This is a genomic window from Streptomyces sp. NBC_00029 (genome assembly GCF_045160505.1).
Lineage (GTDB): Bacteria > Actinomycetota > Actinomycetes > Streptomycetales > Streptomycetaceae > Streptomyces.
The window spans coordinates 2,063,089-2,080,626 of the sequence record NZ_CP108292.1; the positions used below are offsets into that span (position 1 = coordinate 2,063,089).

Genomic DNA, 17,538 nt, shown 5'->3' on the forward strand with positions numbered 1-17,538 from the left:
GCGTGCGGGTGTGCCTCAGGAAACGCCGCTGCGGCGGAACATGCGGGTCGCCGTGATCTCGCCGTGGATGGTCTCCGCCTCCGGGGACTGCTGCGGCAGACCCGGACGCAGGTGTTCCTCGACGCTGATGTACTTCAGACCCGCCCGCAGGTCCGCGTCGTTGCGCAGACGGATCACCAGCGGGAACTCGGCGAGCGCCGTGGTGTCGAACAGGCCGGTCGTGTACAGCAGCTGGACGCCGAGCGCGTCGGAGACGGCCCGCTGGAGCTCCAGCAGGTACGTGGCGTTCGCGCGGCCGATCGGGTTGTCGAGGAACAGCGTGCCCGCGTGCCGGTGCTTGTCGCGGCCGCGGTCGTTGCTGCGCAGCGCCGCCATCGTGCAGTACAGCGCGATCGCGGCGGTCAGCAGCTGCCCGCCGGAGAAGACGTCGCCCATCTGCCCCACCGGCACCCGCTCGGCCCGCAGCACCGCGTCCGGCTTGAGGATCTCCACCGAGATGCCCTTGGGCTCCAGGGCCGCCTGGACACCCCGCAGCAGCAGGGACATGCCGTCCCGGCGGCCCTCGCCGAAGGAGGCGCTGCTGTTCTTCTTCACGGCCGCGCGCGTCGCCTCGTCGATGACCTCGCCGAGCCGCTCCGTGAGCGTGGCCTGGTCGGGCTCCTCGAAGCGGATCCGCAGGAACTCCTGGCCCGACCATTCTCCGAGCCCCTCCGGGAGCTGCGAGAGGCGCTGCGCCGAGCGGAGCGTGGCCAGGGCCGATTCGACGAGGCCGCGCAGGCGGTCGACGATGCTGTCGCGGTTGCGCTCCAGCTGCGCCAGTTCGTCGGTGAGGACGCGCAGCCGGGGCGCGAAGGCCGCCGCCCAGGCCGCCGCGTGCTCGGGGAGGGCGGAGGCGGGCAGTTCGCGGATCTGCTGGCGCGCGGGGGTGCGTACCTGCTCGTAGCGGGTCGCGTTGGCGTGCCGGACCAGGATGTCGCTCGCCTCGCGCACCGCGGACTCGGCGGCCGAGAGGTCGGCCGAGCAGCCGCGCAGGGAGCGGCGGGCCTCGGTGGCCGACTGGCGGGCCTCCTCCAGGGTGCCCTGGTGGGGCACCGGCTCCTGCTCGTCGTCCTGGTGGGTGTGGTCGCGCAGCAGGTCGCGCAGGAGCGCCGCGGTCTCGTCGAAGCCGCCGGCGCCGTCCTCGGCGGTGCGGTGGGCGCGCAGCAGGTCCGCGTGGGCGGCCCGGGCGCTCTCCACGGCCGCACTGTGGGCCGCGAGCTGGGCGGTGGCCGTGCGCAGCAGGGCCTGGGCCTGCTCGACGCCCTCGGGGACGAGCTCCTCGGGGAGTTCGGTGTGCGCCTCCCCCTCGGCGGGGGCGTGCCGTTCGGCCTCGCCGCGCAGTCGGCCGAGCTGCTCGCTGGCGGTGGACGCGCGGGTCTCCAGCATCTGTACGAGGGCCTCGGCGCGGGCGGCCGCGGCCTGGCGGGAGGGGCCGTCGGCGCCGTCGGTGCCTTCGAGAAGCTGGGCGGCCCGGGTGCGGACCTTGTTGGTGAGGCGGTCGAGTTCGGCCAGGGCGGCGCTCTCGTCGCTCTCGGCGCGGGCCTGTTCGGCGCGCAGGTCGGCGCCGACGCCGACCTTCTCGTAGAGCTGGGAGGCGGCCCGGTAGGCCTCGCGCAGGTCGGGCAGTGGCGCACGGGAGCCCTCGCCGGAGCCCTCGGGCAGCGGGTCGGGGGCGCCGGCGATCTCGGCGCGTTCGGCGCGCAGGGCGCGGGCGGTGCGACGGGCGTCGTCGGCGGCCCGCTGGGCGGCGCGGCGGTCCTCGTCGGCGGCGCGGGCCCGGTCCAGGCACACCTCGGCGCGGGCCTCGGACTCGGCCGCGTCGTCGGCGAGTTCACGGAGCCTGGCCTGCCAGCCGGCACGCTCGCGGAGCCGGAAGGCGAGCCCGGCGAGGGCGTCGGCGGCGCGGCGGGCCCGCTGGGCGGTGTCCTGGCGCTCCTCGCGGACACGGGCCGCGTCGGCGGCGGCCTCGTCGGCCTCGGCGCGTACGGTACGGGCCTCCGCGAGCTCGGCGTCGGTCTCCTCGGCGAACATCCGGGCGGCGGCGGCCGCTTCCGCGAGTTCGGTGAGGCGGCCGGGCGGGCAGCCGTTGCGCCAGGAGGCGAGGCGGGCGGCGAGTTCACGGTCACCGGCGAGGCGGGCGGCGAGGTCGCGGATCTCGGTGTCGCGGGCGCCGGCGCGGGCGCGCAGCGCCTGGCGCTCCTCGTCGGCGGCGTGCTCGTCGTGCATGGCCGGGTTCGGCGGTACGAGGAAGACCCCGGAGTCGGAGTCGGCGTCGGCCGGCAGCGGGGCCAGCAGGGCGGCCGCCGTACCGACGGCGACGGTGGAGCGGGGCAGCAGGGCGGCGCCGGACAGGACCTCGCGGGCCCGGCCGTGGGTGTCGGGGTCGGTGATGACGACGCCGTCGACGAGTTCGGGGCGGGCGGCGAGGACGGCGGCGTGGTCGGCGGGGTCCACGGACTGGGCGAGGTAGCGCCAGCCGGGGAGGGCGGGAATGCCGTGCTCGCCGAGGTACTCGACGGTGGCGAGGACGTCGGGGCCGGGCGGCAGAAGGCCGCCGTCGCCGAGCGCGCCGAGGATGCGGGCGTCGTCGGCGGCGGCGGTGCGCAGCTCGAAGAGCTGGCGCTCGGCCGCGGCGACCCCGTCCGTGAGCAGGGTGTGCAGGTCGTCGGCGTTCCGGTCGAGGTCGGCGACGGTCAGGCCCTCGCCCTGGGCGGTCCCGGTGTGGCCGGGGGCCGTGGCGCCGGCGGCGGCCGGGCGCCCGGCCGCGCCGGAGGCGGCGGCTCCGACGGCGGCGTCGGCCTGCGCACCCGCGCGCGGGTGCGGGAGGAAGGCGTCGGGGACCGACGGGAGACCCAGCAGCTCCGCCAGGCGCGGGGCGGTGGCGAGGGAGGCCGCGGCCCGGTGCTCCGCGTCGTGGGCGGCCTCGGCCGCGTCGGCGGCGTCCGCCGCGCGGGCGGCGGTGAGCTCGGCGCGGGATTCCGCGGCTGCGGCCTCGCGGGCGGCCTCGGCGGCGGCCCGGGCGGCTTCCCGGGATTCGTCCCAGGCGGCCACCGCGGTCTTCTCTGCGTCGGTGGCGGCGAGGGCCGCGCGGGCCGGGTCGGCGTCGGGGGCGGTGTCGTCGAGCCAGCCGGCGCGGACGGCCTCGGCGGTCTCCTGCTGGACCTCGGCGAGCCGCGAGCGCAGGTGCTCGGCCTCGCTGCGGGCCCGCTGGGCGGCCGTGGCGGCGGCGGTGGCATCGCGGTGGGCGGCCTCGCCGGTGGCCTGGAGGACGGCGGACCGCTCCTCCTCCTCGTTGGCGAGGCTCTCGCCGTGCTCGGCGGCGGTGTGCAGGGCCCGGACGAGCTCGCCGGCCGCCGTGGCGCGGGCGGCCAGCGCCGGGGCGGCGTCCCGCTCGGCCTCCAGGATCGCGGCGGCGACCCGGGAGGAGCGGTCGGCGGCGGCGCGGTGGCGCAGTACGTTCTCGGCGGCCTGCCAGGCGGAGTGCAGCGTGCGGGCTTCGAGGAGTTCGCGGCGCTGGGCGGCGGCGGCCTTGTCGGCGACGGTCAGGGCCAGCGAGGCGTGCCGGTAGGCGAGTTCGGCGGAGACGGCGGCGCTGCGGGTGCGGGCGGACTCGGCCGCGGTGACCTGGTGGGCGGCGCCGGTGACCTGCTGGGCGAGTTCGGCGGCCCGGCCGCGCTCCTCGGCCGCCCGGGCGGACAGCCTCCGGGCGAGGGTGCGCGTACGGCGTTCCGCGCCGGCGTGGACGTCGCGCAGCCGGGAGCGGGCCTGGGCGGCCTCGACGATGCGGGTGAGCAGGTCCACCGAGCCGGCGGTGAAGTCCCGTTCGGCCATCAGCTCGGCGCGGCGGCCGAGCTTGTTGCCGAAGCCGTGGACGAGGTCGGCGAGGCCGTCCGTGTCGCGGGTGTCGGTGACGGCGCGCAGCAGGAGGTCGGTGAAGTCGGAGTCCTTCTTGACCGCGAAGAGGCCGGCCGCCTCGCCCTCGTCGGCGTTCATCTCGCGCTGGTAGCGGAAGAGTTCGGGGTCGAGGCCCAGTTCGGTGAGGTGCTCGTTCCAGCGGTCGTGGATCTCCTCGAAGTACACCTCGAGGTGCGGGTACGCCTTGCCGGCCTCGGTGAGGGCGTCGCGGAAGCCCTTCATCGTGCGGCGGCGGCCCTGGGCCCCGGAGACGCCCTCGACGGGCGGGCGTACGGAGGTGGCCTCGGCGACGGGCAGGCTGTCGAGGCTCAGGCCCGGTCCGGGGCGGAAGGAGTACCAGGCCTCGGCGAATTTGCGGGGGTCGCCGGAGACCTGGCGGCCGCGCCATTCGCTGACCTTGCCGACGACCACGCACTCGCCGGTCTGGGTGTGCTGCCACTCGAGGGCGACGTGTCCGCAGTCGTCTGCGAGCAGGAACTTGCGCAGGACGCCGGAGCTGGCGCCGCCGAGGGTGTTGCGGTGGCCCGGGAGCATCACCGAGAAGATCAGCTTGAGGAGGACGGACTTGCCGCCGCCGTTCTCCAGGAAGAGCACGCCGGCGGGCGCGGGGCGGCGCGGCGGTCCGGTGGGCTCGTCCTCGAAGAACTCCGCCTGGGCCGGCGCCGGGTGGGGCACCGGTTCGCCGACTCCGCGCAGGTCGAGCACGGTGTCGGCGTAGCGCGCACCGGCGGGCCCGATGGAGTAGAGGCGGATCCGGGACAGCTCGTACATGGCGGCGGACTCTCGTGGGGTGTCTGGGTGAGGCAGGGGGTACGGGGACCGGGCTCTGGGCGCGGTGCTCAGGAGTGGAACGGGAGCCCGGCGTCGGCGGCCAGGTCCAGGTCGTCGCCCTCGGGCGGCGGCAGCAGGGTGGCGGAGCCGTCGGTGACGGCGACCACGCCGAGCTCCAGGAGCTCGGCCATCGCCGCGCTGCCCGCCATGTCGCGGACCTGGAGCTGGTAGCGGGGGGTGGTGCGGTAGGTGCCGCCGGCCTCGTCCCCGGTGCGCTGGAGGAAGCCGGACTCGGTGAGGAAGGCGGCCGCCTTGCCGACGATGCCGGTGGTGGAGCCCGCGAGGCGGCGGGCGTCCTTGGTGGCGCCGGTCGCGCTGCGGCGGGCGTAGACGCGCCAGGCGGCCTCCAGGCCGGGGGCGTCGGAGGCGGGGTCGGTGTTCTCGCCGAGCTCCTCGGCGCGCTCCTCCAGGCGGCGGCAGGTCTGCCGGACGAAGGCGTCGACGCCGTTGACGGTGATGCGGCCGATGTAGCCGTCGTCGGCGAGGTCCTCGGGGCGCGGGAAGGCGAGGGCGGCCACGGCGAGGTGCGCGAGGCCGTGCAGGAAGCGGTCGGCGGAGTCGGCGGCGGTGCGGCGGGCGTAGTCGCCCATGCGGACGGCGAAGACGGAGTCCTCGCCGGCGGCCACGGCCATGCCGGCCCGGGGGGACACCTCCAGCACGACGAGGCCGAGGCCGGTGGCGACGGCGTCGGCGAGGCGCCCGAAGGCGGGGTCCTCGCGGTAGCGGCGCAGCAGTTCCGCGTATTCGGCGTCCCGGGCGGGGAGCAGCTTGGGCTGCAGCCCGAACGCGACGAGCCGGGCCGCGTCGGCGGCGTCTGCGGGGGTGACGGCCCCGGGGGTGGCGGGCACGGCGGGAGCCGACGGCGCGTCGGGCTCGCTCCACGCGGGGTGCTCGGCGTGGTGGTCGCTCACGAGTACGTCTCCTCGGCGGTGCGGGTCGTTCGGGCGGTACGGGGTCCACTGCGTGGCGCCGGGCATTCAGGCCTCGCCGGCGTTTGAGGCGCGGGGTCCGGGGCGGCGCCCCAGGAAACCCGGCTCCGCCGGGCACCGGGCTCCGCCCGGACCCTCCCCCGGCTACCGCCGGGAGGTGCCCCTTGCTCAAACGCCGGCGGGGCTGAAGATGCGGCGGCGCTCACACCGCCTCCGCGCGGTCGGCGGCCATGCCGGCGGCGTCCAGGAGCGCGGTGCCGACGATGAGGTCGGCGCCTCCGAACTCGGGGTCGTCGAGCTGCGTGCCGTCGTCCACCGCGAAGAGCAGCCGCTCCTCGCCCTGCCGGTAGGCCGTGCCGACGGCCGGGCTCGCCGCGTGGACGGCCAGCAGGGCCACCAGGTACGGCAGGTCCGGATCGCTGCGGCGGGCCTCCGCCAGCAGCCCGGACAGCCTGCGCGGGGCGTCGTGCGGGAGGTCCAGGAGCTCCTTCGCGGCGGCGAGCTGCTCCTCGCTGAAGCGGCTGTCGTCCGGGGTGGCGATGAGGTCCGGCTCGGGCATCTCCGCGCCCAGGTGCTCGCGCTCCACGGGCGGCGTGAGCAGGATCTCGACCAGGTCCGCCACGCGTACCGAGACGGGCGTGCGCAGCCCCGCGCCGGAGGCGAAGAAGGCGGCGGTGACCCGGCCCGCCTGCTCCAGGGGAAGCGGCAGGAGCGGGGCGACGAGCTGCCCGTACAGGTCGATGCCGGAGCGGGGCGCGGGGGCCGCGAACGCCTGTCGGTCCTGTTCGGCACGGAACAGCGGTCCGGCGTCCAGCAGCCGGGACTGGAGCTGGGTGTGCCGGCGGATGCAGTCCTTGACGATGTCGACGAGTTCGGCCGCGCGGCGCTTGTTCTCCGGCTCCTCCGCCTCGTCGCGCGCCTTGCGGATGTTGGTCAGGATCGCGTTCTCGTGGCGGTAGCGGTCGGCGACGTGGTCCAGGGCCTCGGCGATCATGTCGGGCACGGCCTGGAGCCAGTCCACCGCCCGGACGTTGCGGCGGGTCGCGTCCAGCGTCCGGCGCAGGGTCTCGGCGTACTGGACGGTCCGGTAGCGGGCCTGCTCGGCGGCGAGCTGGGCGTCGGCCAGCCGCCCGCGGCTGATCAGCACCTCCAGCTTGACCTCGGCGGCGATCTGGGCGCTGGTGACGTCGGTGTCGAGGGCGCCGACCAGCACGTTGACGGCCTCGTCCGTGGTGCGCAGGTAGACCACACCGCCGTGGCCGAGGACCTCTTCGATCAGCTTGAAGTCGTAGTCCCGGCGGACGTAGACGCCGTCGGGGCCGAAGGTGCCGTAGATCGCGCGGAAACCGCGGTCCACGCTGCCGACGTTGATCAGGTTCTCCAGCACCCAGCGGGCGACCCGCTCGTGCTCGGCCGCCGGGCGGGACGGGGCCTGGGCCGCGACGCGCGGCAGCAGCCTGGCCACTATCTGCTCGTGGTCGGCGCCCGTGTCGAAGTCCATGTTGAGTGTGACCAGGTCGATCGCGGCGAGCGCGACCTCCGCCATCGCGTAGACCCCGTACTCGCCGGCCAGATTGGCCTTGCGGACGTCGAGGTCGTGCAGCGGGGCGGTGCAGGCGAGGGCGCGCAGCCGCCGGGCCAGGCCCTCGTCGGCGGCCGGGCCCGGCGCCGGGGACGGAAGGGTCTTCGCCGGGGCAGGGAGAGTCACGCACAAAGACTAGGTCCTGTTGCTGACAACATCCCAAACGGCATGGTTCGGCCGGATCGTCCCGGGGCCGTACCGCCCCGCTGCTCTACGCTCGGCGCATGGATTCCATGATCGCATCCGATCCCGTGATCGACCTCAACGCCGACCTCGGCGAGGGCTTCGGGCGCTGGACGCTCACCGACGACGAGGCCCTGCTCTCCGTCGTCACGAGCGCCAACGTGGCCTGCGGCTTCCACGCCGGCGACCCGTCCATCATGCGCCGGGTCTGCGAGCTGGCCGCGGAGCGGGGCGTACGGATCGGCGCGCAGGTGTCCTACCGCGATCTGGCCGGCTTCGGGCGGCGCTCCATGGACGTGCCGCCCGGCGAACTCGCCGACGAGGTGGCCTACCAGATCGGGGCGCTGGAGGTGTTCGCGCGGGCGGCCGGCTCCCGGGTGTCCTACGTGAAACCGCACGGCGCGCTCTACAACCGCACCGTGCACGACGCCGGCCAGGCCGCCGCCGTGGTCGCGGGCGTCCGGCTGGCGGCCGGGTCCGGCGCCACCGGCGGCCTGCCGGTGCTCGGTCTGCCCGGGTCACTGCTGCTCGCCGCCGCCGAGGAGGCCGGGCTGGCCCCCGTACCGGAGGCCTTCGCCGACCGTGCCTACACGCCTGCCGGGACGCTGGTCCCGCGTGGCGAGCCGGGCGCCGTGCTGCACGACCCGGACGCGGTGGTGGAGCGGGCCGTGCGGATGGCCGCTGAGCGGGCGGTGACGGCTGCCGACGGGTCCGCGGTGCGCGTGGCCGCGCGCTCCCTGTGCCTGCACGGGGACACCCCGGGGGCGGCCGGACTCGCCCGCCGGGTCCGCGAGGCGCTGGGCGCGGCCGGGGTCCGGGTGGAGGCGTTCGCGTGAGGCCGCTGGTGGTGGGCGGTGAGGCGCTGCTGATCGAGCTGGACTCGGCGCAGGAGGTCGCCGCGCTCCACGCGGAGCTGCTGCGCCGCCGGGACGCGGGCGAGCTGGGTCCCGTACGGGACCTCGTACCGGCCGCACGGACCGTACTGCTGGACGGCGTACGGGACCCGGCCGCGCTCGGGGCCCGGATCGCGCGGTGGGAGGTGCCGCCGCTCGCGGAGACGGAGGGACCGCTGGTCACCGTCCCGGTGCGGTACGACGGCTCGGACCTGGCGGAGGTGGCCCGGCTGTGGGGGGTCGCCCCGCGGGAGGTCCCGGGGATCGTCGGCGCGACCGTCTTCCGGGTGGCCTTCTGCGGCTTCGCGCCGGGCTTCGGCTACCTGACCGGCCTGGCGGAGCGTTTCCACGTCCCGCGGCGGGACACGCCCCGTACGGCCGTCCCTGCGGGCGCGCTGGCGCTCGCCGGGGAGTACGCGGGGGTGTATCCGCGCGCCTCCCCCGGTGGCTGGCAGCTGATCGGCTCGACGGACGTGGTGCTCTGGGACCCGCTGCGGGAACCGGCGGCGCTCTTCGCGCCTGGGGTCCGGGTCCGGTTCGCGGAGGGGGACGGCCGTGGCTGAGGGGCTGCCGGGGCTGCTGGGGCTGCTGGTGGTGCGGCCGGGGGCGCTGACCACGGTCCAGGACCGGGGCCGCCCGGGCCGGGCGCACCTGGGGGTGCCCCGCTCGGGAGCCCTCGACACGGCGGCGTACGCGCTGGCCAACCGGCTGCTCGGGAACGCCCCGGACGCGGCTGCGCTGGAGACGACCCTGGACGGGGTCGCCCTCCGGGCCCTCGTTGCGACGACCGTGGCGGTGACGGGCGCACCCTGTCCGGTACGGATCTCCGGGCGCCCGGTGGCCTGGGGAGCGCCGGTCCGGCTCCCGGCCGGGGCGGAGCTGGAGGTCGGCCGGGCGGAGTCGGGCCTGCGGAGCTACGTCGCGGTGCGGGGAGGCCTGGCCGTTCCGCCGGTCCTGGGCAGTCGCTCGACGGACCTGCTGTCGGGACTGGGCCCGGAGGTGCTGTCGGCCGGGATGCTGCTGCCGGTGGGCCCCGCGGGCCCGGATCCGGCCCCGGGAGCGGACGCCTGCAGTCTGCCCGGGGCGCCTTCGGAGCTGCTGCTCCCGCTCCGCCTCGGCCCCCGGGCGGACTGGTTCACCGGGGCCTCCCTGGCCGGGCTGTGGCGTGCGGAGTTCCGGGTGTCGGCGCGGTCCAACCGCATCGGCCTGCGTACGGAGGCCGGTTCCGCGCTGGTCCGCGCCCGGCAGGGGGAGCTGCCGAGCGAGGGCATGGTGCTGGGCGCGGTCCAGGTGCCGCCGGACGGGCTCCCGGTGGTGTTCCTGGCCGACCACCCGGTGACGGGCGGCTACCCGGTGGTGGGCGTGGTCCCGCCGGGCCCGGCCCTGGACGCGGCGGCGCAGGCCCGGCCGGGCATCCCTGTCAGGTTCGTGCGGGCTCGATGAAACGTTTTCGGGGGCTGCGGCCAAGTACCGGGTGAGGGGGCCGGCCGGGTCCCCGAGGCAGGGGAGGAACCGGGTGCGCAGCCCACGACACGAGACCGGACCGCCGGATCTCACCACGCCCGAGGGGTTCGCGGCCTTCTACGAGGAGCACATCGACGCCGTCCTCGGCTTCGTCACCCGCCGGGTCGCCGACCCGCACCTGGCGGCCGACCTGACGGCGGACATCTTTCTCGCGGCGATGGGATCGGCCGGGACCTACCGGGGCCACAGGGGAGCCCCGGTCGCCTGGCTGTTCGGCATCGCCCGCAACATCCTGTCGGGGCACGCCCGGGGGCTGGCCCGCGAGAGCGGAGCACTGGCCCGGCTGAGCGGGCGCCGCCTCCTCGACGAGCAGGACGTCGCCGCGCTGGAGGAACGCATCGACGCCGAGCGGGCCTTCCGCGACCTGGCAGAGCGCCACGCGGCCCTCTCCGAGCCACTGCGCGCCGCGCTCGACCTGGTCGTGATCGACCAGCTCACCCCGGCCGAGGCCGCGCAGGCCCTCGGCGTCACCCAGGCGACGGTCCGCGTCCGCCTGCACCGGGCCCGGCGCGCGCTGCGCGGCCCGGACCCCGTCGCCGAACCCCAGTTGGAGGCAGCCCGATGAGCACCCGGCCCAGCGGCTTCGAGGACCGGCTGAAGGCCGCGCTCCTGGCCCGCCTCCCGGATGTCCCGCCGGCGGCCCCCGCCCGGTCCTTCGCCCGGCGGTTCGGCATCCCCCTCGCGGTGGGCGTCGCGACGGCATGTGTGGTCGCCGTCATGGCGCTGCCCGGCAGCACCCGCAACGGCTCGCTGCCCGCCGAGGCGCCGAGTTCCGCACCCGAGATCAAGAAGGATCCGGACGGATCGCTCCGGTTCAAGCTGCCCGAGCACGATCAGATCCCGGCCCTGGTGGACCGGCTGAAGAAGCTGGGGGTCCAGGTCTCCCTGGTCCCGAAGCGGCCCCCGTCCCAGTGTTCCGAGCCCGGCGGCGGTTACCGCGGTCCACAGGCGGGCCCCGAGGCCGAGGTCATGCAGCACGGTGATGACGACTTCGACCTCAAGGTCAACGCGAAGACGGTCCCGCCGGGCTACACGCTCACGTTCACGTGGGCGGACTACCACCCGCTGGGTGATCATGGGATCGGCGTCGGCGTGATCGAGTCCTCCAAGGTCCCGTCCTGCTCGATCGACTACTACGAGGGTCTGGACGAAGCGCTGAAGGCGCGCTCGGAGCCCCCGAAGGACCCTGGCAGGACCATCGAGATCCCCGCGCCCAAGCCCGACGAACTGTCCGAGGTGGTGCGGAGCCTCCAGGAGCAGGGGGTCAGCGTCGCGGTGACCGAGAAGAAGCCCGCGTCGGAGTGCACGCATGTGGGTGGCGGCTACCGAGGGCCGCAGGCCGACCGCGAGGCCGAGCTGTCCCGGGAACGGATGGGCTCCACCTTGAAGATCAACTCGAAGACGGTTCCTCCGGGGTACACGCTCGTGTTCTCGAAGCCGGCCAGGCCGTCGAGCCCCGGCGCCAGGGTCGGGTACGGCGTGAAGGAGACGTCGAAGGTCACGCCCTGCGAGATCGACTTCTCCCCGAGCGACGAGGAACGGGCCAGGTTGGAGGCGGATCTGCAGGCCAAGCTCAAGGAGCGTCAGGGCATTCCCGCCGCACCGCCCGCCGGCACGTCGTCGTCGCGGTAGGACCGGCCTCGTCCGCCCCGGCCCCTCAGGGCCGGGGCGGACGCGCGTCCGCGCGCGGGCGGGAGCGGGATCAGCCGGGTCCGGGGATCGTCGCCCCCGGGGTCCTACACGGCCGATTCCGGGGTGATGCGGCTGCGGACGGCCGACTGGACGTCCTCCTCCTCCGCCGGATCGGCGGCCAGGCGGCGCAGCCGGGGCGCCACGCGGGCGTCGGCCGTTTCGGCATGGCGGGCGGCCACCTCGCGGGTGGTCTCCTCGCAGTCCCACAGGCATTCGACGGCGAAGCCCGCTGCGAAGGTGGGGTCGGTGCTGGCGAGGGCCCGTGCGGCCCGGCCGCGCAGGTGGGAGGAGGCCGTCTCGCGGTAGATGTGGCGCAGCACGGGGGCCGCGCAGCCGACGGCGAGCCGGCCGGCTCCGTCCACCAGGGCGAACAGGCGCGGGTTGTCCGGGCCGGCGCCGCGGACCGTGGAGCGCAGGGCTCCCAGGACCAGGGCCGCGTCCTCGGCTCCGCCGCGGGCGGCCAGGACGGCCGCGGCGGCCTCTCCCAGGGCGTCGGGTCGGTGGATCCAGCGTCGGGCCCGTTCGACGGCCTCGGGGCCGCACATGCGCTCGTAGGCGGCCACGGCGGGCTCGTCGGCGGCGGCCTCGATGAGGTCCAGGACGGCCGGGTTGCCCGGCTCGGCGAGGACCAGGTGGTGCAGGGCGGTGGCCCGGGCGGCCTCGCCGTCGGCGCCGGCGGCGGCCGCGAGGATCGCGGAGCGGTCCTCGGGCTGGGCCACGGCGGCCAGGCAGCGGGCTGCGGGGACGTGCAGCGGCGTGCCGCGGCGCAGGCCGTCGGCGGCCCAGTCGAAGACGGCCTGGACGCCCCAGCCGGGACGGGGCCCGCTCGGGGTCATCTGTCGCTGCCAGCGGTCGAAGGAGCCCTGCTGACGGGCGGCGCGCAGGCGCTCGCCGTACTGGGGGGTCTCCTCCCACAGGCACCACGGGCGGGGCTCGTAGGCATCGCGGACGGCGGCGGCCAGCCGCGCCTCGCCCTCCGCCGTGGCGGGGAAGCGGGCGAGGACGGGCGCGGCCAGGGACCGCAGTCCGTGGTCGTCGTCGCGCAGGGCGAGCTCGTCGAGTGCCCAGGCCCAGTTCGCCCCGGTGGCCGCGTAACGGCGCAGCAGCATGAGCGCGTCGTCGCGGCCGTACGAGGCCAGGTGGCCCAGGACGGACAGGGCGAGGCCCGTGCGGTGGTCCTCCTCGTCGACGAGGTCGTCGGCGCCGAAGAGGTGGGCCTCGATCTCGCCCAGCGGACCGGCGAGGTCCAGGTACAGCCGGGCGTAGTACAGGGAGCGGTTCTCGACCTGCCAGTCCTGGCGCGGATCGCGGAGCACGCACTGGTTGAGGGCCTCGAGGGCCTGGGCCCTCGGTGCCGCGAGTGCGTGCAGCGTGCCGTCGCCACGGCCCCGCTGAAGGAGCCCGAGCAGGGTACCGCTCGGCGCTATGACTGGTTCGAACATGGGAATGGCCTCAAATCAAGCTGGGGACGCAACCGGGAATCGGGATTCACAGGGCCGCGTAACAGCATGTGAGGACGTCCGCCGTCATGTTCCGCTTGATGTAGACCATTGCCTTCTCACTCTCGTCGGTGCTTCGTGACCATGGAGGCCGGGCCGGGCCGGCACACCCTTCGTGTCCTGCCCGCTTCTGCCCGTCCCCCGTGCTCGCGAATCGAATCCGACGCCATGATGACCCAGCCGGTTTGTGCGCCGCGACCACATTTATGGCCGCCGTGACCAACCTGTGAGGTCGGGATGCGCCCGGGCCGGGCCAGATCCCCGGCAAAACCGGACTACTTGGCTCCGAAAAGTTCCAGCAGGTCGGCCTTGGCGAACATGCGCGCAGTGTCCACGGCGGAGGGGGTTCCGGCATTCGGATCGGCCCCTCCGGCGAGCAGGGCGCGGATGACGGCCTCCTCGCCCTTGAAGACGGCGCCGGCGAGCGGGGTCTGGCCGCGGTCATTGGCGCGATCGGCCTCGGCGCCGCGGGCCAGCAGGGCCGACACGGCGTCGGCGTGGCCGTGGTAGGCGGCGAGCATGACGAGGGTGTCGCCGCGGTCGTTGGTGAGGTTCGCCGGGACCCCGGCGTCGAGGTAGGCGGTGAGCGCCCCGGTGTCACCCTGGCGGGCGAGGTCGAAGATCTTGGTGGCCAGCTCGATGACGTCCTCGTCGGGGACGTCCTGGGAGCCGGAGCCCTCTGCGGCGTGCTCGCTCATCGTTTCGTACCGCCTTTCACTCGTTGCTGACATGGTCCGCCCGCCCGTTGCGACGTCGAAGACCCCGGTCGCGGGCCGCGTGGGCAGGGGGGTGCACGGCGCTGCGTCCGTACGGGTGAATCGCCAGAGTAGCGCCCTGGCCTGCACATGTCCGGGTCGGGCCGAGGCAATGATCACCCTCGAGCCGTTGCGTGCCGGGCGCGCCAGCCGGGCTGAGCCGGTCAAGTGAAAAACCCCTGAATTCACCCGTATGCACCTTTTGTCGCATTGATACTTGCTGTGAGCCTGGAAGAACTGATGGTGACTGTCCCCACCAACCAGGAGAAAACCTCATGGTCCTGTCCATCTCAGGCGTGGTCCTGCTCGGCATCATCTGCTTCCTGTTCTTCAAGAAGGACGGGATGAAGCTGACGCACGCGTTCGTCTGCGCGCTCTTCGGCTTCTTCCTCGCCGGCTCCGCCATCGCCCCGAGCATCACGGCGAGCACGGCGAGCCTCGCGAGCCTGCTCGGCGGGATCAAGCTCTAGCCCGGCCATCACGCAGAGACACCAGCAGCACCCGGAACAACGTCACACCCACAACTCCAGGAGACGCCCGTGGCCCGGCGCCCACTTCCCCGCATCCTCAGCAGCGGCACCGCGTCGCTGACCCGGGGCCGCGACCTCGCTCGCACGGCTGCCGACAGCGCCACGGACGTCCTCCATCCGCTCCTCGTCATCGGACGCGGCCTGCGCATCCTGGCCGCGTCCGGACGGCGCCGGTGGTCCGAGACCCCCAAGGACAAGCGTGGTCCCGCGCTGTTCCTGGGAGCCGCCTGCGTCCTCGTGGTCGCGCTCGTCCCCTACGGTCCGCTGCTCGCCCTGATCACCCTCATGGCGGCGGCGGCCTGGCACGGCCGCGACCGCACCCCGGCGAAGACCGGACCCAGCGATGCCGAGACCGAACGGCTCGGTTCCCTCTACGAAGCCCTCGTGCCGTACTTCTCCATTCCGGAGGACCCGAATCCGCTCTTCGCCCACGGCGGGGACTGGGACAAGGCCTTCAGCGGCTACGAGTTCGACGAGGCGGGCCGCATCACCCGGCTCCACATCCGCTACCCGGCCTACTTCACCGACGGCGAGGCCACCTCACGGGCCCAGATCGAAACACTGCTGCACGCCAAGTCCGGGCGCGGACGGGAGTATCTCTTCGACTGGGACGAGGAGGGCAACCAGCTCGACCTGAGGGTGCTGGCGGCGCTGCCGACGTGCATCGCCGCCCAGCCGTTCGTCACCTCCCCCGGCGAGACCGTGCTCGGCTTCACCGACGCGGGCGGCGTGCAGCGCACCCTGCCCGTCCTGGAGGGCGACGAGCCCCGGGACGTACCGCCGGTGATCTGGCGCACCGGGCCCCGCTCCACCGAGCCCCACCTGCTCGCCGTCGGCCAGCCCGGCAGCGGCACCTCGACCCTGATGCGCTCCGTCGCCCTGCAGGCCCTGCGGCAGGGGGGCGACGTACTGATCGTCGACGGCGGCGGCAGCGGCGAGTACTCCTGTCTGTCCGGCCGGTCCGGCGTCCTCGCCGTCGAATGCGGACCGACCGGGGCGCAGGCCACCCTGGAATGGGCTGCGCAGGAGACCGAACGGCGGCTCATCGCCACCCACCGGGCCCGGGAGGTCGGACGGCCCGCGCCCGAGGACACCCGGCGGCCCCTGTGGATCCTGCTGGACCAGCCGAGCGTGCTGGCCCACCTCGCCGTCGCCGAGGGCGGCCCCGACCTGCTGGCCCAGCTGCAGGTGCCCCTGCGGCACGGCCGGCCAGCCCACGTCACGGTGGTGGTGGCCGAGCAGTTCGGGCACCTGGAACTGCTGCACGACGCCGTCTGGCAGCACACCCGCGCCCGCGTCGTGCTCGGGCCCGCCTCCGTCCAGCAGGTCGCGGACGTACTGGGGCTGCCGCCGCACACCACCCCGACGGCCCAGGTACCGCCGGGCCGCGGGTACGCCCGGCTCGGCACCGGGCCCGTGCACCGCTTGCAGGTGCCCGCCACGCCGGACCCGTACGACGAGGCCACGCACCCGGCGTACCGCCAGGCCGTGCTGGAACTGCTGCCGGAACGGCAGCAGGGCCCGGACCGCGTCGCCTCGGCCACGTCGCTGCAGGCGCAGGCCCTCGACCCGCAGCCGGGGGTCGCGGCGGAGGCCCCGTAGGCCGTCTCTTTCGGATCCGGTCGGACCCGCACTGCCCGGCGAGGGCCACGGCGCCGGCTACGCCACGAAGGTGCGCGGCGGCTCCGCGCCGCTGCCGCCCGCCCCGGTGCCGACCAGGAGGGCCGCCGCCGCCAGCCGGGAGGCGGCCTCGTCGGCCACCGGCCCGCCCACCGTGAACGGCAGCCGGACGTAGCCCTCGAAGGCCCCGTCCACGCCGAACCGCGGCCCCGAGGGGACCCGTACGCCGACCCGCTCCCCCACCTCGGCCAGCCGCGAGCCGGAGAGCCCGCCCGCGCGGGCCCACAAGGTCAGCCCGCCCCGGGGGACCTCGAACTCCCAGTCCGGCAGCTCCCGGCGCACCGCCGTGACCAGCGCGTCGCGGTTCTCCCGGGCCTGCTCGCGGCGGATCCCGACGGCCTCCTGCCAGCCCCCGGTCCGCATCAGCCAGTTCACCGCGAGCTGTTCCAGCACCGGGGTGCCCAGGTCGGCGTAGGCCCGGGCGGCGACCAGACTGCGGATCACGTCGGGGGCCGCGCGGACCCAGCCGATCCGCATGCCCGCCCAGAAGGCCTTGCTGGCGGAGCCCACGGTGATGACCGTGCTGCCCGCCGGGTCGAAGGAGCACACCGGGCGGGGCATCTCCAGGTCCGGGTCCAGCTGGAGCTCCAGCATGGTCTCGTCGGCGACCAGGACGGTGCCCGCCGACCGGGCGGCCTCGACCATGGCGCGTCGCTGATCCTCGGAGGCCAGTGCCCCGGTCGGGTTGTGGAAGTCGGCGACCACGTAGGCGAGGCGGGGGGCCGAATCGCGCAGCACCTGCCGCCAGACGTCCATGTCCCAGCCGCCGAGGCCGTCGGCCATGGCGACGGGAACGAGGCGGGCCCCGGCGGCGCGCATGAGCTGCAGGATGTTGGCGTAGGAGGGGGACTCGACCGCGATCCGCTCACCGCGACCGGCGAAGAGGCTGCAGATCGCGTCGATGGCGCCCATCGCGCCCGTGGTGACCATGATCTGCTCGGGCATGGTCGGAATGCCCTGCTCGGTGTAGCGGTCCGCGAGCATCCGGCGCAGCGCGGGGAGGCCCGCCGGGTAGTCCCCGTGGGTGTGCGCGTACGGGGGCAGCTCCTCCAGGGCGCCCTGGACGGCCTTGGTGAGCCAGGGCTCGGGGGCCGGCAGGGCGGCGCAGCCGAGGTCGATCATCGAACCGAGCGACTCGGGCGGCAGCGGCTCCAGGCCGCGGGCGGGCAGCGGATTGCCGGCCGGTACGGAGGTCCAGCTGCCGGAGCCGCGGCGGGACTCCAGGAACCCCTCGCCGCGCAGGGCCTCGTACGCCGCGGCGACGGTGGTGCGGCTGAACGACAGGGCGACGGCCAGTTCCCGCTCGGCGGGCAGCCGGGCGGCGACCGGGACGCGGCCCTCCAGGACCAGGAGGCGGATGCCGTCGGCGAGGGTCCGGTAGGCGGGGAGCTTGCGCGCCCCGGGGACGCCGGGCCGCTCCTGCTGGGAGGTGATCAGGCGGGCGAGCTGTGCGGCACCGACCGCTGAGGTCCATTCGGCCATGCTG

13 protein-coding genes are annotated in these 17,538 nt (G+C 75.3%); 7 read left to right on the plus strand and 6 right to left on the minus strand.

The window, feature by feature from the left end; translation table 11 throughout:
* Positions 1-15: 15 nt before the first annotated feature.
* From OG753_RS09960 to OG753_RS09970, 3 genes are all read right to left on the minus strand, one after another.
* Complete coding sequence (locus OG753_RS09960) at positions 16-4,725, minus strand: hypothetical protein (protein ID WP_405788142.1); 4,710 nt, start codon at positions 4,723-4,725, stop codon at positions 16-18.
* A gap of 68 nt (positions 4,726-4,793) precedes the next feature.
* Positions 4,794-5,696 (minus strand): hypothetical protein, encoded by a 903-nt coding sequence (locus OG753_RS09965; protein WP_327261454.1) that lies wholly within the window; start codon positions 5,694-5,696, stop codon positions 4,794-4,796.
* A 220-nt stretch (positions 5,697-5,916) separates the two neighbouring features.
* The gene (locus tag OG753_RS09970; protein ID WP_327261455.1) at positions 5,917-7,422 is read right to left on the minus strand and encodes a hypothetical protein; all 1,506 of its coding nucleotides are present in this window, start codon (positions 7,420-7,422) and stop codon (positions 5,917-5,919) included.
* Between the two features lie 98 nt (positions 7,423-7,520).
* Between OG753_RS09970 and OG753_RS09975 the strand changes: the two genes are divergently transcribed.
* From OG753_RS09975 to OG753_RS09995, 5 genes are all read left to right on the plus strand, one after another.
* Positions 7,521-8,315: a 5-oxoprolinase subunit PxpA gene (locus OG753_RS09975; protein WP_327261456.1), complete on the plus strand. Its 795-nt coding sequence runs from the start codon at positions 7,521-7,523 to the stop codon at positions 8,313-8,315.
* The gene (locus OG753_RS09980) at positions 8,312-8,935 is read left to right on the plus strand and encodes an allophanate hydrolase subunit 1 (protein ID WP_405788145.1); all 624 of its coding nucleotides are present in this window, start codon (positions 8,312-8,314) and stop codon (positions 8,933-8,935) included. Before OG753_RS09975 ends, OG753_RS09980 begins: the two co-directional genes overlap by 4 nt.
* On the plus strand, positions 8,928-9,815 hold the full coding sequence (locus OG753_RS09985; RefSeq protein ID WP_405788147.1) for a biotin-dependent carboxyltransferase family protein: 888 nt from the start codon (positions 8,928-8,930) through the stop codon (positions 9,813-9,815). The genes OG753_RS09980 and OG753_RS09985 overlap by 8 nt, the downstream gene beginning before the upstream one ends.
* A gap of 73 nt (positions 9,816-9,888) precedes the next feature.
* Positions 9,889-10,461, plus strand: coding sequence for an RNA polymerase sigma factor (locus OG753_RS09990; RefSeq protein WP_405788149.1), 573 nt, complete (start codon positions 9,889-9,891; stop codon positions 10,459-10,461).
* Complete coding sequence (locus tag OG753_RS09995; protein WP_405788151.1) at positions 10,458-11,528, plus strand: hypothetical protein; 1,071 nt, start codon at positions 10,458-10,460, stop codon at positions 11,526-11,528. The genes OG753_RS09990 and OG753_RS09995 overlap by 4 nt, the downstream gene beginning before the upstream one ends.
* A 104-nt stretch (positions 11,529-11,632) precedes the next feature.
* Here the strand turns inward: OG753_RS09995 and OG753_RS10000 are convergent, their stop codons facing one another.
* Both OG753_RS10000 and OG753_RS10005 read right to left on the minus strand, forming a co-directional pair.
* A complete protein-coding gene (locus OG753_RS10000) occupies positions 11,633-13,030 on the minus strand; it encodes a HEAT repeat domain-containing protein (protein WP_327261461.1) in 1,398 nt (465 codons plus the stop codon).
* A 332-nt stretch (positions 13,031-13,362) separates the two neighbouring features.
* On the minus strand, positions 13,363-13,785 hold the full coding sequence (locus tag OG753_RS10005) for an ankyrin repeat domain-containing protein (RefSeq protein ID WP_383203908.1): 423 nt from the start codon (positions 13,783-13,785) through the stop codon (positions 13,363-13,365).
* A 332-nt stretch (positions 13,786-14,117) separates the two neighbouring features.
* Here OG753_RS10005 and OG753_RS10010 point away from each other — a divergent pair, with 332 nt between their 5' ends.
* Both OG753_RS10010 and OG753_RS10015 read left to right on the plus strand, forming a co-directional pair.
* Positions 14,118-14,312: a hypothetical protein gene (locus tag OG753_RS10010; protein ID WP_007262923.1), complete on the plus strand. Its 195-nt coding sequence runs from the start codon at positions 14,118-14,120 to the stop codon at positions 14,310-14,312.
* Between the two features lie 69 nt (positions 14,313-14,381).
* The gene (locus OG753_RS10015; RefSeq protein WP_405788154.1) at positions 14,382-15,974 is read left to right on the plus strand and encodes a hypothetical protein; all 1,593 of its coding nucleotides are present in this window, start codon (positions 14,382-14,384) and stop codon (positions 15,972-15,974) included.
* Between the two features lie 57 nt (positions 15,975-16,031).
* Here OG753_RS10015 and OG753_RS10020 read toward each other — a convergent pair whose 3' ends face one another.
* Entirely contained in the window at positions 16,032-17,534 is a 1,503-nt protein-coding gene (locus tag OG753_RS10020) for a PLP-dependent aminotransferase family protein (protein WP_405788156.1), read from the minus strand.
* Positions 17,535-17,538 lie beyond the last annotated feature (4 nt).